This window comes from Desulfatitalea tepidiphila (assembly GCF_001293685.1).
Classification (GTDB): Bacteria; Desulfobacterota; Desulfobacteria; order Desulfobacterales; family Desulfosarcinaceae; genus Desulfatitalea; species Desulfatitalea tepidiphila.
Genome location: NZ_BCAG01000003.1, coordinates 1,447,284 through 1,461,014, shown reverse-complemented (window position 1 = coordinate 1,461,014; position 13,731 = coordinate 1,447,284). Strand labels below are relative to the sequence as shown.

Genomic DNA, 13,731 nt, shown 5'->3' with positions numbered 1-13,731 from the left:
TCATTTTTCCACGCCGACCACCAGATGAAATCGGTGATCGTGATTAGGATCTTGGGATATCAACGGATGGAGCGTGGCCGAACACCCCCGAGATGTCCACCAATCCATCAATTCTGCAGGGTCATGCCAGAAAGCACTCAAATTGCGATTCACGATTTCATCCTTTTGCCACTCGGGGATATGCCGAGCGGATCGGACCTCCGACAGATAGGGGGTTAAGAACTCATCGCGATGGCCGACATCTGGGATAGACCCAAACAGAATGCTCCCGCCCGAGCAGGTGACGCGATAGAGTTCCTGGAAGGTCATCTCTGCCTCTTGCAAGGGGATAAGCTGTAAAACCCCGAATACCAATGATCGATGAAAACTGTCGTCCGGCGCGGGTATGTCGGCGCCATGGCCGACGGTCACCGATGCATTGGGGCACCCTTGCAGGTTCTGACAGGCCAGGGCCACTAGTTCCTCCACCGGTTCAATGGCAGTGACCCGGCGGCAGCAGGAGCTGAGGATAATATCGAGGAGACCGTTTCCGCAACCCACATCAAGCAATGCGTGCTCCTTGTTGAGGTTCAGCAACTCGATTACTTGTTTGACCACGTACAGAAACTCAATTGCATCAAATTGTCTGCCACGCCCGGACTGCGCGATGGGATTTGGCATTGAGGCCTTTTTTCTATATTCCTCGATCCAATAGCTCTGGGGCATTCTCCGATAACCTCCGTTTTTTCATCGTCGCGGACTGAGAACAATAAGGCCCGACATCACTTGCCCAAACCCGTTTCAGAGATCTTCCATCTTGATGATCTCGCCCTTTTCAATATTTCTATTAATCCGCCGACCCGATAACATGGGCAGCCAGGCCGGAGCAAGACCGGTGCCGGGACGGCGGAAAAGCACATCCGCATCACAAAGTACATGCCCTTCCCTCAGATCCTCGGCTGCCACACATGAGAGTCGAAAGCTCTCCCGATTTTTCGATTCGCTGGATGCCAATCCCAGCTTTGAATGTCCAAGCGATCTTTCCATGGTGCGGACCGAGGTCACCAGCTGTTTAAATTCCGCTGGGTCCGCTGAGAACCAATGATCCGGACCCGGCAAGGACTTATCGAGCGTAAAGTGCTTTTCAATCCAATTGGCACCCATGACCACGGCGCCGGTTGCGGCAATGGTGCCGACCGTATGATCGCTGAACCCGACAAGGCAGTCGAATGCGGAGGCCAAAACGGGTATTTTCCTCAAATTCACATCTTCCGGAGGCGCGGGATAAGCCGAAACGCAGTGAAGCAGGACCAAACGATCGTTACCGGTTTCCCTGAACGCACGCACCGCTTCATATATTTCAGAAACCGTTGCCATGCCCGTAGACAAAACCACGGGCAACTTTGTGTTTCCCATCGATCTGATGAGAGGCAGGTGGGTCAAAAAGTCTGAGCCATTCTTGATGACCTGCACGCCGATTTCCATCAGGTCTTTGATGCCTTCCCTGCTCGTCGGAGTACTGTGAAAAATAACCCCCTTGTCATCGCAGTAGGCTTTGAGTTCCTTCAGCGCCGCACGATCCAGTTCGCACCTTTTGAAGAGGTCAAACTGGGATTCCGTCACCGGTGCATCCTGACTCATATATTGGTATGTGAGCGAGCGATCGGAAATGAAATCCTCTGTTCGGTAGTTTTGAAACTTGACCCCATCGGCGCCGGCTTGTACTGCCGCATCAATGGTCTGTTTGGCAAGGTCCAAATGACCATTGTGATTGATTCCTATTTCCGCCACGAGAAAACAGGGCTTCTCCGGACCGATTGTGTAAGATCCTATTTCAATAGACTTCATGTTCAATCCCAGCCGTTTCAATCCTCGATAAGTTCCTGCAGCGAAGCTGCGCTTCGATTGCTCCCGTATCCGTCGACGACTTCCCGCCCCCTGGCGGACATTTGAGCACGAACCTGCGGATGGCCGATCAATTCTTCGACCGCATGCACCAAGTCGGATGGGGCGTTTACGTTTTCCCATTTGCCAATATTGCGTGCACATCCGTGCTGTTCAAGCTCAGCGGCAATCATTGCCTGATCCGGCGATGTGACCAGAATCACCATCGGCACCCCGAGACAGCATAGCTCCCAGCATGTCGATCCGCCTGCATTGACAGAGAGTTGAGCCTTTTGCATGAGAATTTCCATGTCGGCAACGTTTCTCAAAATGGTGACATCATGTTTGGATGCCTCCGCCGCATCCCGCAATCGAGCAGGCGTTGGCTGTTTTCCGCCGAGTACACATTGGATCGTCATTTGAAATTCTATCTTTTCCAACGACCGGATCACCTCGGAACTCAGATGAGAAGTGTCTCCCCCTCCCAGTGTCAGGAGTAAAATGGGATGCGGGCATACGCCGGCCCTTTGTTCTTGCACGCCTGCTCTTGCTTCTGCGAACTGCGGTCTTAACAGCGCATATCGCGGACCGAACAGCCGGACACAGTCCGATTCGATTTGATAGGGTAACTTTTCGGCACCGAGATTCTGATTGAGAATCCAACGGGCAGCTCTCAAGTCCCGATCGGCCATGTCATCCAATACGGCCACCCGAAAGCCTTGCGATCTCAATTCAGCGAAGTATTGTGCCGAAGCTCCGTAATGATCGACCAGAATCCATCTAATTCCCAGGCTGCGGGCATAGCGGCAGGTCGCTTCCAAGTCTATGCCGCCCAACAAGTTTCCTTCTCCATCTTCGCAGGCAAAGGAATGTACCCGGAATCCCGCATCGTGGGGGAAGGCGGTCGCTTCACCGGTTAATGCCCTCATGGCAAAGCAGACATCCACCCCCCTTCTTCTCAATGCCTCCGCCAGGGAAACACATCTCGCCACATGACCCATGCCGATCGTCAAGGAACCATCACAGCGGAACAGAACCTTGGACATGATGGTTATCCTTTTTCGAAAATCCAAAAGGTCAAATTGTCGAATCCCGTCGTCTCTTTTGCCAAAAACCCTTTTTTAACCAATTTGAGGCTCGGGAAGCATTCAAAAAACAATCGGCCAAAATCGCTTTTGTACAAAGCGCCTTTTTCGCCCCTATAGGGAACTTCGATAACCTCGGTGCTGTAGTATTCACAGCAGCAAATCCATTTTCGACTTGTTCTATGGATCTCGGTCATCACCCTTTCAATCGAATGGGGGGGGATGTGAATAAGCACACCCGACGTAAACGTCAAATCGAACGCGCCATCACCAAAGGGAAGAGAGTAGGCCGAAGCCAATGCGAATCTGGCATTTGGAAGACGTCGTTTGGCGCCGGCAATGGCATAGCCGTTGAGATCGACCCCCCATACCTCGAAATGGGATTCTCCCGCCAGTTCCGTCAAATTGAGCCCTATGTTGCATCCGACTTCCAGAACTCTGCGGGCGCCCAACTGGGTGCAGAGCGAATGATGAAAATTGCCGGTTTCGGCATTCACTTGGCGGTTTCGATCGGTGTAACGAACACCAAATTCGCCCGACCACAAGTGTTCGAGCCTTTTTGTGTCCGTCGCTTGTTGCATGCATACCTGGCTCATACATGCTCCCAGGTCAAAACCGTATTGCATGAAATATCCCTTTTGGCTTGGCGCCCGACCAAGATGTCGAGAAACTCCGGGGAAATCCCTGTCCCCGGTCGCTTGCAGGCCAGCATGTGCCGAACGATTTCGGCACCGGCCGGGATGTCTTCTGCTGCAACAATACTGACGTAGTAAAGATCCTTCTGTCTCAAATCTTCGGGTGACGGATATACTCCGTAATCCCCGGACATCCTTTCGACACGACGGATGGTCTTCACATAATCGCTCAATTCAGACGGCTCCAGTGCATTGACGTGATGGTGGCCAAAATATCCCCTGTTGAGGGTAAGCCGTTTCTCTATCATGCAAGCGCCCATTGCCACGGCTGCGATATCGGGGACGGTGTCCAGGCTGTCTGCGGAGTACCCGACCGGGATCTGAAAAACCCCCCGAAGGTATGGAATGCTTCGCAGTTGGGCGCCCTCCTCCAAAACGGCATGGCTGCAATGAACCAGTATAACGTCATCGTTTTCTTTAGAATGGATGACCTTCACGGCCTTCTCTATGTCCGAAAGGCTGGCAGGTCCCAAATCCAATTGTATCGGTTTTTTTGTCGCTGCCATTTTTTCAATGAGAGGGAAATTGGTAATATCCCATGAGCTGAGTTTATATGCGGGCACGTCTAAAGATTCGGCGAGTTCGACACCGGATAGATAGTCTACGGTGGCATAAAATAAGATCCCACGAGCCTTGCAATGATCGCGGATTTTCAACCACTCATCATGAGTAAACATGAGATTTTTAAACATTTCGTACATGTTCTCGACGTGATGCCCCCCAGCCCAATCGTATTCGTATGTGACGGTTTTATCGCTCATGAACTCGTCAGGCCCCAGGATCATGAACTTAATCGCGTCAACGCCTGCTGCCTTGGCGGCATCCACCAGCTTTAAAGCGGTATCGATATCTCCGTTGGAAGTCGTTCCCACCTCCGCCACAATAAAAACGGGCGCTTCAGATCCAATATTGCGGTCGCCGATCCTTATTGTTCTCACCGTTCTTCTCCTTTTACTGAGATTTTATCTGGGCATAGATCCACTTGGGCGCACATTTTTCATCACCGCTGAAACAACCCTGTCCACTTCCCCGACGGCCATTGACGGGAAAACGGGAAGGCTTAAAATTCGCTCATAGGCTTCTTCGGCTACAGGGCACAGTCCCCTTCCTGTACCGAATTTTTGCCGGTAATATGGATGCAGGTGCACTGGAATGTAATGGACATTGACCCCTATCCCCTCTGCCCGCAGCGCTGCAAACAGTGCTTCGCGGGTGATCCCAAGGGCTTCCGATGCGATACGAGTGACATACAGATGATATGCATGCGCTACGTCAGACCTGACCTCCAAAGGAGAGACCCCTTGTATGGAAGCGAATGCCTGGTTGTAGATATCGGCTATAGCCTGTCGCTTGCGAACGAACCCCGACAGCTTGCCCAACTGGCTGATCCCCAGTGCACTTTGGAAATCCGTCAAACGGTAGTTGAACCCCAATTCCATCATTTCATAAAACCAAGACCCTTCATGGGCTCTTTGCTTGAAATCGGATGAAATGCCATGGTTTCGAAAACGTCGGATGCGTTGCGCCCATTCGGAATTAGCGGTAACGACCATTCCGCCTTCACCAGTGGTAATTTGTTTAACGGGATGAAAACTGAAGACGCTGATATCGGCGAGTGTACCGACGGTCCGGTCTTTGTACTGGGCACCCAGGGAATGACAGGCATCGGCGACAATGGGAATATTTTTTGATTTCGCAATGGAATCGAGGGCATCATAATCGCAAGGTTGTCCGGCATAATCTACGGCAATGATCGCCTTGGTTTTGCGGCTGATTTTCCTGTCAACCTGTACCGGGTCAAGGAGCAGCGTCTTTGGATCGACATCGGCAAAAACAGGCACACCTCCCTGGAAAACCACGCAATTGGCGGTGGCGGCAAAAGTCAAAGGGGGTACGATCACTTCATCTCCCGGGCCGATACCCAGTGCATGCATCGCACAATGTAGTGCAGCTGTTCCGCTGCTGACGGCCACTGCGTGATCCACGCCCAAGAGTTCGACGAATTTTTCTTCAAACGCGTCCACCTTGGGTCCTGTCGTCAGCCAATCGGATTTGAGGGCCGCAACGACCCCTTCTATGTCGGTTTCATCTATGCTTTGGCGACCATATGGCAGAACGGGAAACGACATGCGCACATCCTATGCCCGAACAGCAGTGCGTTCGCTGGGGGCCAAAAATTTTTGGAGAATTGAATGCATCTGCGCCTTGGTCAGTTGCGAAGTATTGGTCTCGCTGCTGTATTCGAATCCCTCTGAACAAGGTTTTCCGCCATTCAATTTGATTTGAGGATGTTTGCCTTCTATTGCGAGGGTTGGAAGAATAATAAAATAATCATCGTATTCTACCGTATGATGCGCATCATCCCTGGTAATCATCACCTCGTGAAGTTTTTCACCCGGCCGGATGCCGGTCATCTCGATTTTACAATCTGGTGCAATCGTTTCTGCCAGATCCATGAGTTTCATGCTGGGAATCTTGGGCACGAAAATTTCTCCGCCTTTCATGCGGGCCAGGTTTTCCAGAACAAATTCCACGCCCTGCTCTAGCGTCAACCAAAAACGGGTCATGCGTGTGTCCGTTATGGGAATCAAACCATTGTCGCGCAATTTTAAGAAAAGCGGAATTACACTTCCCCGGCTGCCAATCACATTGCCGTAACGAACGACACTGAATCGGGTGGAATGATATCCTGAGTAATTGTTTGCGGCGCAAAACAGCTTATCCGCACAAAGTTTCGTGGCGCCGTAAAGATTAATCGGATTCGCAGCTTTGTCGGTGCTCAATGCGATGACCTTTTCGACATTGCGATCAATGGCCGCATCGATTACGTTGGAAGCACCCAATATGTTGGTTTTGACTGCCTCGATCGGGTTGTATTCGGCGGTGGGGACCTGTTTCATCGCTGCCGCGTGGATGACGATGTCAACGCCGTCAAAGGCCCTATAGAGACGGTCTTTATCCCTAACGTCCCCAATGAAATAGCGGATGCAATCGAACTCGCACTTGTCGAACTGTTCACGCATTTCCGACTGCTTTAGTTCGTCCCGGCTGAAGACGATTAACTTTCGAGGCTTGTAACGGGAAAGTGCAATCTCAGTGAAGGCCTTACCAAAGGATCCCGTACCTCCAGTGACTAAAATAACTTTATCATTGAGCATCTTTCATGTCCTCACTATGCAATTGAAATGCTTTAATCTATGATCCCTTAATCCCCTGATTCTGCAATTGACATACCAAGCAAGCGTTCCTTTATAGCGACCTGCACCTTCTCAAGTCAGAAACGGTTTAGTAATTGTAATTAGTGCAATTTTACAACATAGCCTTGGCGACTGCATCACTTGCGGCCTGGCTGCCACGCCCGTCTGGCTTTGGCTTTAATGTCAAGAAATTGACTTTAAGTTTCAATAATATGGCGATAATCAGGTGAACAGATGCATAATCTGATGGAAAATCAAAACAAGCCACCAGCCGGCATCTCCCTTCTTGCAGTCAAATGACCGGATAATCCAGCGACTGCCCACGTTTCGCAATGTCTCTGGCTGAACCCGAGTTTAAACTGCCGGACAGTTTTCAATTTGAACTGGCACATGCTTTGCTGCGCAAATGGGCACTCATATGGATTGAAAGGATTTTAAAAAGATTGGCCATACCCCCAAACACACCGGTCGCTGAAAAAGGCCCATTGGTTTCCGTTATCGTTCCCACATTCAATCGTCCGGGGATGCTGGCGAAAGCCTTAAAGAGTATAGAGGCTCAAACCTACCGACCGGTTGAGATCATAGTTGTCAACGATGCCGGCGAAAATGTCGAATCTGTCGTGAGTGCACTAAATCAGGAAGACAATATCACCTATATCCGTCATAAAAAAAACAAGGGCCTGGCAGCATCTCGAAACACAGGGATCATTATGGCTCGGGGCAAATATATCGCCTATCTTGATGACGATGATCTCTTTTACCCATTTCACCTGGAAACGCTCCTCTCATTCCTGGAAAAAAGCGATTACAAGGTGGCGTACACCGATGCTTATTGCGCCCATCAGGAGAAACGAGGAAACGAGTATTTCGTGACCCGTCGCGAGATCAACTTTTCTTACGATTTTGATTACTCTCGCATTTTTTACCAGAATTACATCCCTGTGCCGTGTTTCATGCATGAAAAGGCCTGCCTGGAGGTGATCGGCAATTTTGACGAAACACTAAAGCGCCACGAGGACTGGGACCTTTGGATCCGGATGTCCATGCAGTTCAAAATGGCTCACATCAAAATGTTGACCTGCGAGTATACTGCCCGGAACGACGGGAGTTCCATGACCAGCGGAAGAGCCAAAGCGTTTCGAACCACCTGTGAAAGAATTTTTGAAAAATATCAATCCCAAACTCGCAACAGACCCGAAATCCTCAAGGGGCAGGCTTTCATGAGAAGCGTGCTTCGGGCAAAAGAAGCGTTGGAACTCGCCCGTGACGGAGATGTTGCCAGTGGGATCTCCCTGCTGGCAGCATGCCTCGAATTTGATCCGCACAATTCGCATACCCACAACTTCCTCGGACAGCTCTATATGCTCAACGCAGACCGTGATAACGCTCTATACCATCTTGAAATAGCCGTTGAAATAGACCCATCCAATCTGAACTTTCGGAAAGTACTCAGCAAGGCCCAGGCGTATTTCTATTCGAGGAAAAATACGCCCTTTGAAATAATAAAATAAGGCCTGTAAAGTGATGCACTGAGGCGGCTTGGCGAACGTTGGACTGCCAATCGATCAAAATGATATGCAATGCGTAAAGGTTTACGGAAATTACTATTCAGTGTCCGTCCACAAATAGGCGAATTGGCTTGAGATCAGGGCGCGCGAAAAATTCAACCGCAGGCATATGGGTAATATTCCGAGGATTAAATTTTCCGCGCAACGCCGATATCGGGCAAATTGGCTATTTGTGGATGGGCACTAATTAAAATTTCCAAATTTTCATATTGCTGCGCCAATGCGTTATTGATCGCCTCCTTGAGATAACATGAACAATTATAGGTCGGAATGACAATGCTGATAAAAGGCGTTTTTGAATTAACATTAACATCAAACAAGCCATCTATGTTTCTATTGTATTTACTTCCTGAATTTTGCACGCATACGGCCGTAACGGCTCATGCCCGCTAAATTCTCGAGATGGATCAAATCTACCGCGCTCGTCCTCAGGCCGCCGTCAGTACCAATAAAGAGAGCGACCTGAAGTAGAACTGCCCGACAGAATGCGTCGTATGTATTTATAATGAATCATCATATTTCCATGCAAGAAATTTTGTGCATTAACAACAGATCTACCCGCCAGGTGCCTGGAGTATACCGCCAGCCCATGGCCTGGGCTTGAACCTTTTTTCGTCAATGTATTTCAGGAAAGACATCAATGCCGGCGTTCGGCTGTCATGGATAGAATAACGAACCTTATCTCTATTTGAAGCCGTAACCACCTTGGCCGCGATCATTAACAGGCGCAACCGCGCAATGCGCACCGTGTTGGTTTGGATGCCTTCAAATCCATGGCCTCCGGCCGCTTGTCTGGGGTATGCGCTCTGCTCGGCCAATATCTTCAAATAGCGCCAGATATTGTAGGCCAGCATGACGATTTGGAAATAGGCATAGTTGTTTTTAAAGCGAGACGAGGGGATGGCATCCAGACCTTCGCGCTTGGCTTCTCCCACAAGATTTTCGACGTCGGCCCGCTTGTCATACTCGGCGATGACCTTGTGAGCCGCACGGCGTAAATCCGTGCAAAAGATGCGGTACTCATAACGATCAGCCTCAAACAGTTCGTATTGCACGCATCGATCTTTGGCAACATTTTTATCTTTGGGGATTCGCATGGCCACGAATCGAACCGGCATCTGCCATCCCATTGGCTGGTAAACACAGCTGTTGAACTCATAGGCGTTGCGCTTGTGCGGGCGGTACCAGCGCCGTGGATCAAATGGCGGTTCGCACCCTTTGTTGGCGATGATGAAATTGTAACCGGCCTTGATGCATTCATGGATGCTTTCCCAGCTTTGAAACTCGGCATCCGCGCGGATCAACACCTGCCTCACACAGCCGGGAAGGTATTGTTTGATTTTGGCGATAAACGAGGCGGTTTGCTCGCCGCTGATGGTTTCGCCCTTGCGAAGTTTGCCCAGCAGGTACTCACGGCTTTGTTCGATGAAGCATAACACCGGGCGGTATCCCTTTTTGCCCCGATTTCTTGGATTGTGGCCTTTTTTCGCCCCCTGCTGGTTGCCGAAAACCGTTTCCACGGTCGTATCGATATCCAGGCAGATGCGGTAGTACGATAGATCGCAAAGCCGCCAGACCCGCTCACGTAAATGGGCCATCACAGCCAGCAGTGAATTGGCTTGGTTGATACCCAGGCTGTTGACATAGCGCCAAAATGTGCTGGCCACCGGAAGCCGCGTCAGGTTGAAAAATCCGCACAGCATCGCATCCAGCCGCAGGTAGGAAAAATGCCAAATTCGGTTGAACCCTATAAACAGTAGCATCAGCAAGCCTGTCATCATCGAATAATGGCCCAGTTTGGGTTCACGGGCCGGCGCTTTATAGGCGAAGTCAAAAATTTCTCGAAAACCAACCAGATCAAAAAATTTGATCAGCGGCAAAACACCGCCAAATGCGCTCAGCTGCTCGCTGCACGTATCATAAGCGGTTGACGCATTGATTTTCTTGGCCTTCGCGCCATTTGGGCTAAATCCTTTAGGGTTGCGGTTTTTGCTGAAATCTGATTTCTTGGATTTTACCATCTGGGTACCTCCCTGCTTTTATGGGTTGGCTTCGTAACCCCCATTGTAGCAAGGGTTCCCAGATGGTTTCTACCCTTTCTCGCTATTCAGGTGCAAAATTCAGGTACTTATTTTATGGAAACAAGAAGTCGTTTTTACTGCCTTTGATAATCTCTTCAATATTACTATTTTTTCTTTAGTTTGCTTAATATATTCTAAATGTTGTATCATAGCCTGAAAAGCTCTCTTTTTTCCTTCTATTTGCATTTTAAATCTTGAAATAAAGCATTTTTCGACCTCCTCATACAAGTAGTTTTTATCTTGTATAGATAAATCCGATTCATGAATTACCTCAAATGAGAATATGTCAACAATGTAAATGTCGTTATTGCTTCATATTCGTAACCAGTTTTTTTTTGTTCCTATCCTTCTTAATCTTGCCTTGCTCGACGTTTCATTTGAAAAATTGTTACGTCGATAAAACAAGTCCTCAGGAATTTGTGCAATGCTACCATAAAGGCTTAATTCAGCAAGAGCGGCATTGTCGCCCGCTATGGAAACTCTTCGCGGAAAAGTAATTTTTTCCAAAAAACCAGTTCGAAATACCCCGTAAACATATTGCAATAACCCAATTCCCAGATGATCTATCGAAACCGATCCAACGGCTTAAGCCCTCTTGTGTCTATTTTATCATTCATTATTTTAATGGGATTTCCTTTGATATCGATTAATAAGGGGCGCGAATAGGCAAGTGCAATCCTGGTGTAAGTTTCTAATTCATTTATGCAGGCGCTTACATAATTTGAATGCTAAAGATCATGATCTCATGCCCACATAAAGTATTGTCCGCGAGCGAGGTCATACACCCTCCTGAAATTGGCCGATGGTACAAAATTGGTTTTATTCCGACAAAAACTAATTCGGGAGTCTCGGGCAGATAATTCATTGCAGATTAATTCGGTACCATCGATGGAAGCATTGTCCGAGATGATCAACTCAAAATTTCGATAATCCTGTGCCAGTAAAGCCTCCGAGGCCTGATGCAAAAATTCCGCGCCATTATAAACAGGCAATCCTATGGTCATCAGCTCAGTTTTCATGTCGATAATAAATACCATCAGTGAACTGGTGGTATCATGAGGCCCGCCTAAAGGGGGTCTCAGTCCAACTACTCGAAACTATATTACCGACTATGGTTCCTCTTGCAGTCTATCTGCATGCTCTTGGTTTCTTATGTATTCTCGGATCGATTCTTCATCGAGCCCTACCGTGCTGACGCAGTAGCCTCGTGCCCAAAAGGTACGACCACGGACCATTCGACTGTTTTTGGTTCCGAAACTCATCACCTCCGATGCACTTTTGCCTTTCAGTAGCCTTATGAAATTTGCTACGGAATACTTGGGCGGTATCGATAGGCACAGGTGAATATGATCTGGCATCGCGTGCCCTTTTATCTTACATTCAGCACCATCGATAATACTTCCTAACCTTATTTTTTCCTAATTTATGGAACAGTAAATACATCGGATGGCACGCCTAACGCTTTCAAGTATTCCAGTTGAAAAAATTTCAATGGTTTACAAGCTGTAGCAGTCTCCCCATCGTAATAACCATGCTGGAGGAGAACTTGGTAGTCATCATAAAAACAGTTGGCTTGCTGGCCCCATAAATTGGTCAAAAGTACAAAACAACCGGCTTCATCGCGTGCCAGTGGCGAACTGATATGTTCTTTTCTTGGCGGTTTAAAAATGCCTATCACACCCAGCACCATTTTCTTCTATTATGATTTTTTAAAACAATCTTCTTCTTGTTTAATTCGCTCTTTTTCCTTGTAGTTTCCAGCGCTTTCATCAGCGGTGGTTTCTGCCACATTGGCTGGCAGGAGGACCGCGATCAATGCCAGCGATTAAACTAAAAAAAATGCCGTCATTGCCATCAGTTGTTCATCCCCGACCCGCGCAACAAGGACCGACAAAACTACTGTCGCCAACCCGCGTGCCGCAAGGCCAGCAAGGCCGACAGCCAGCATCGCTGACTTCAAAAGATAGAAAACCATGATTACTTTCGGGGTCCGGAACACGTGCGCCCTGTGCAGCGCAGGCGCCCTGAACATCCTGGCTACTGGCGCGGCAAATCGCAATACGGGCGCCTTGCGTTACAAGATTCCTTAATAGGGCAAGCTGTTGAAATAAGAGTAGATAAAATCGATTTTGCACAAAGTGCGTTACAAGATCTCTTTACCGTTCAACCTTCGGTTATCATAGGTATTATAGCTCAATTAACGGGATGTGCGGTACAAGATGACTTCGTCATGGCGTGCGCCGTATGCAACAATTTGGCGACGATATCCTTCATCCCCCAAACCAAGGAGGTTGCCATGACGGTCAAAAGTCCCATTTGCCCCGAGTGTATCCGTAAAATCCCAAGACAGTTCAGCTGGCTCGACCAGCGGCTGGTCGGCGAGCACTACATCGACCGGTGCACCCACGGCGCAGGCACGCTGTATCTATTTTTGGACACGGACGCCGATGCCCGCGGCTTGAGCTTTTATGCTGATCAAACCTTGTGCCGGCGCATGGCCATGGATGAGTTTGCCCTTGTACGGTATCGGCAGCAGTTGATCGATCTGGGGGCTGATCGCCTATCGCAGGCCTGTTTGCCAGGTGCTTTGCCATCGAGACCGATGCACTGCGGCAAAACGGCTCCTTGCAGAGTCTCGAACAGGTCTTCAACCGCATCGGGGAGGGGCTCAAATGATCGATTACGCCATGTATTGCAAGATGATGCACATGAACCACGAGGGATTGAACGCCTCAAAGATCGCCGCTGCCCTAGCTGCCGATGTTCGCAAGGTGCGAAAATGGCTCCTCCGCAAAAGATTTGCCCCCAGAACCGGTTCGCGGCGTGACAGTAAGCTGGACCCGTTTAAGCGCGATATCGGCCGGCTGCTCGAAGCACCCCCATACTCGGCAAGGTCCGGCCGGTGCGGATGCGCGCCCTTTTGACCCTGGCCTTTGCCCCGGGCGAGTGCGCCCAGGTCGACTGGGGCTCGTTTGGCACCGTTGCAGTAGGTGCGACCGTGCGGCGGTTGAGCTTTTTTGTCATGGTGCTTTTCTACAGTCGCATGATTTATGTGCAGTTCACCGTCTCCCAGACCATGGAGCATTTTTTGGACTGCCATCAAAACGCCTTCGAGTACTTCGGCGCGGTGCCCAAAAGGATCATGGTCGACAACCTGAAAACCGCGGTGTTCAAGCGCATCGTCGGCCAGGCGCCCGTGTTCAACCCCCGGTACCTGACCTTTGCCGCCCACTGAGGCTTTG

16 protein-coding genes are annotated in these 13,731 nt (G+C 49.4%); 3 read left to right on the top strand and 13 right to left on the bottom strand.

The annotated features are described in order from the left end of the window. From DFT_RS11215 to pseB, 7 genes are all read right to left on the bottom strand, one after another. Complete coding sequence (locus DFT_RS11215) at window positions 1-705, bottom strand: class I SAM-dependent methyltransferase (RefSeq protein WP_054031281.1); 705 nt, start codon at window positions 703-705, stop codon at window positions 1-3. Window positions 706-780: 75 nt separating this feature from the next. Then, entirely contained in the window at window positions 781-1,827 is a 1,047-nt protein-coding gene (locus DFT_RS11210) for an N-acetylneuraminate synthase family protein (RefSeq protein WP_076750694.1), read from the bottom strand. Between the two features lie 17 nt (window positions 1,828-1,844). Beyond that, complete coding sequence (gene pseG, locus DFT_RS11205) at window positions 1,845-2,909, bottom strand: UDP-2,4-diacetamido-2,4,6-trideoxy-beta-L-altropyranose hydrolase (protein ID WP_054031279.1); 1,065 nt, start codon at window positions 2,907-2,909, stop codon at window positions 1,845-1,847. A 5-nt stretch (window positions 2,910-2,914) separates the two neighbouring features. Then, window positions 2,915-3,544 (bottom strand): pseudaminic acid biosynthesis-associated methylase, encoded by a 630-nt coding sequence (locus tag DFT_RS11200; RefSeq protein WP_054031278.1) that lies wholly within the window; start codon window positions 3,542-3,544, stop codon window positions 2,915-2,917. Then, the gene (locus DFT_RS11195; protein WP_054031277.1) at window positions 3,541-4,581 is read right to left on the bottom strand and encodes an N-acetylneuraminate synthase family protein; all 1,041 of its coding nucleotides are present in this window, start codon (window positions 4,579-4,581) and stop codon (window positions 3,541-3,543) included. Before DFT_RS11195 ends, DFT_RS11200 begins: the two co-directional genes overlap by 4 nt. A 24-nt stretch (window positions 4,582-4,605) precedes the next feature. Further along, window positions 4,606-5,772: a UDP-4-amino-4,6-dideoxy-N-acetyl-beta-L-altrosamine transaminase gene (gene pseC / locus DFT_RS11190; protein WP_054031276.1), complete on the bottom strand. Its 1,167-nt coding sequence runs from the start codon at window positions 5,770-5,772 to the stop codon at window positions 4,606-4,608. A gap of 9 nt (window positions 5,773-5,781) precedes the next feature. Continuing rightward, window positions 5,782-6,801 (bottom strand): UDP-N-acetylglucosamine 4,6-dehydratase (inverting), encoded by a 1,020-nt coding sequence (pseB, locus tag DFT_RS11185; protein WP_054031275.1) that lies wholly within the window; start codon window positions 6,799-6,801, stop codon window positions 5,782-5,784. Between the two features lie 371 nt (window positions 6,802-7,172). Between pseB and DFT_RS11180 the strand changes: the two genes are divergently transcribed. Further along, entirely contained in the window at window positions 7,173-8,351 is a 1,179-nt protein-coding gene (locus DFT_RS11180) for a glycosyltransferase family 2 protein (RefSeq protein ID WP_054031274.1), read from the top strand. A 185-nt stretch (window positions 8,352-8,536) separates the two neighbouring features. On the opposite strand, the gene DFT_RS27295 is transcribed toward DFT_RS11180, so the two are convergent. The 6 genes from DFT_RS27295 to DFT_RS26230 all read right to left on the bottom strand — a co-directional run bounded on the left by DFT_RS27295 (window position 8,537) and on the right by DFT_RS26230 (window position 12,464). Continuing rightward, the gene (locus DFT_RS27295) at window positions 8,537-8,770 is read right to left on the bottom strand and encodes a glycosyltransferase (protein ID WP_200907052.1); all 234 of its coding nucleotides are present in this window, start codon (window positions 8,768-8,770) and stop codon (window positions 8,537-8,539) included. A gap of 192 nt (window positions 8,771-8,962) precedes the next feature. Further along, window positions 8,963-10,429 (bottom strand): IS1380 family transposase, encoded by a 1,467-nt coding sequence (locus DFT_RS11175; protein WP_054030223.1) that lies wholly within the window; start codon window positions 10,427-10,429, stop codon window positions 8,963-8,965. A gap of 803 nt (window positions 10,430-11,232) precedes the next feature. Further along, on the bottom strand, window positions 11,233-11,493 hold the full coding sequence (locus DFT_RS27290; protein ID WP_369688326.1) for a glycosyltransferase family 2 protein: 261 nt from the start codon (window positions 11,491-11,493) through the stop codon (window positions 11,233-11,235). A gap of 105 nt (window positions 11,494-11,598) precedes the next feature. Continuing rightward, window positions 11,599-11,883 carry an IS200/IS605 family transposase gene (tnpA, locus tag DFT_RS25035; protein WP_268750686.1) on the bottom strand — a complete coding sequence of 95 codons (285 nt, stop codon included), beginning with the start codon at window positions 11,881-11,883 and terminating at the stop codon, window positions 11,599-11,601. A gap of 29 nt (window positions 11,884-11,912) precedes the next feature. After that, complete coding sequence (locus tag DFT_RS25835; RefSeq protein ID WP_152971955.1) at window positions 11,913-12,179, bottom strand: hypothetical protein; 267 nt, start codon at window positions 12,177-12,179, stop codon at window positions 11,913-11,915. 135 nt (window positions 12,180-12,314) lie between these two features. Next, on the bottom strand, window positions 12,315-12,464 hold the full coding sequence (locus tag DFT_RS26230) for a hypothetical protein (protein WP_161807130.1): 150 nt from the start codon (window positions 12,462-12,464) through the stop codon (window positions 12,315-12,317). A gap of 24 nt (window positions 12,465-12,488) precedes the next feature. On the opposite strand from DFT_RS26230, the gene DFT_RS25830 reads away from it, so the two are divergent. Continuing rightward, window positions 12,489-13,316, top strand: coding sequence for a hypothetical protein (locus DFT_RS25830; RefSeq protein ID WP_152971954.1), 828 nt, complete (start codon window positions 12,489-12,491; stop codon window positions 13,314-13,316). 81 nt (window positions 13,317-13,397) lie between these two features. Next, window positions 13,398-13,724, top strand: coding sequence for a DDE-type integrase/transposase/recombinase (locus DFT_RS11155; RefSeq protein WP_054031270.1), 327 nt, complete (start codon window positions 13,398-13,400; stop codon window positions 13,722-13,724). The last annotated feature ends 7 nt before the right edge of the window (window positions 13,725-13,731 follow it).

Excerpts from the sequence above, each read along its gene's own strand:
- pseG (WP_054031279.1), bottom strand. The coding sequence starts at position 2,909 with ATGTCCAAGGTTCTGTTCCGCTGTGATGGTTCCTTGACGATCGGCATG.
- DFT_RS26230 (WP_161807130.1), bottom strand. The coding sequence starts at position 12,464 with ATGGTTTTCTATCTTTTGAAGTCAGCGATGCTGGCTGTCGGCCTTGCT.
- pseC (WP_054031276.1), bottom strand. The coding sequence starts at position 5,772 with ATGTCGTTTCCCGTTCTGCCATATGGTCGCCAAAGCATAGATGAAACC.
- DFT_RS11215 (WP_054031281.1), bottom strand. The coding sequence starts at position 705 with ATGCCCCAGAGCTATTGGATCGAGGAATATAGAAAAAAGGCCTCAATG.
- DFT_RS25835 (WP_152971955.1), bottom strand. The coding sequence starts at position 12,179 with ATGGTGCTGGGTGTGATAGGCATTTTTAAACCGCCAAGAAAAGAACAT.
- pseB (WP_054031275.1), bottom strand. The coding sequence starts at position 6,801 with ATGCTCAATGATAAAGTTATTTTAGTCACTGGAGGTACGGGATCCTTT.
- DFT_RS11175 (WP_054030223.1), bottom strand. The coding sequence starts at position 10,429 with ATGGTAAAATCCAAGAAATCAGATTTCAGCAAAAACCGCAACCCTAAA.
- DFT_RS11200 (WP_054031278.1), bottom strand. The coding sequence starts at position 3,544 with ATGAGCCAGGTATGCATGCAACAAGCGACGGACACAAAAAGGCTCGAA.
- DFT_RS11180 (WP_054031274.1), top strand. The coding sequence starts at position 7,173 with ATGTCTCTGGCTGAACCCGAGTTTAAACTGCCGGACAGTTTTCAATTT.
- DFT_RS27290 (WP_369688326.1), bottom strand. The coding sequence starts at position 11,493 with ATGACCATAGGATTGCCTGTTTATAATGGCGCGGAATTTTTGCATCAG.
- DFT_RS11155 (WP_054031270.1), top strand. The coding sequence starts at position 13,398 with ATGCGCGCCCTTTTGACCCTGGCCTTTGCCCCGGGCGAGTGCGCCCAG.
- DFT_RS11210 (WP_076750694.1), bottom strand. The coding sequence starts at position 1,827 with ATGAAGTCTATTGAAATAGGATCTTACACAATCGGTCCGGAGAAGCCC.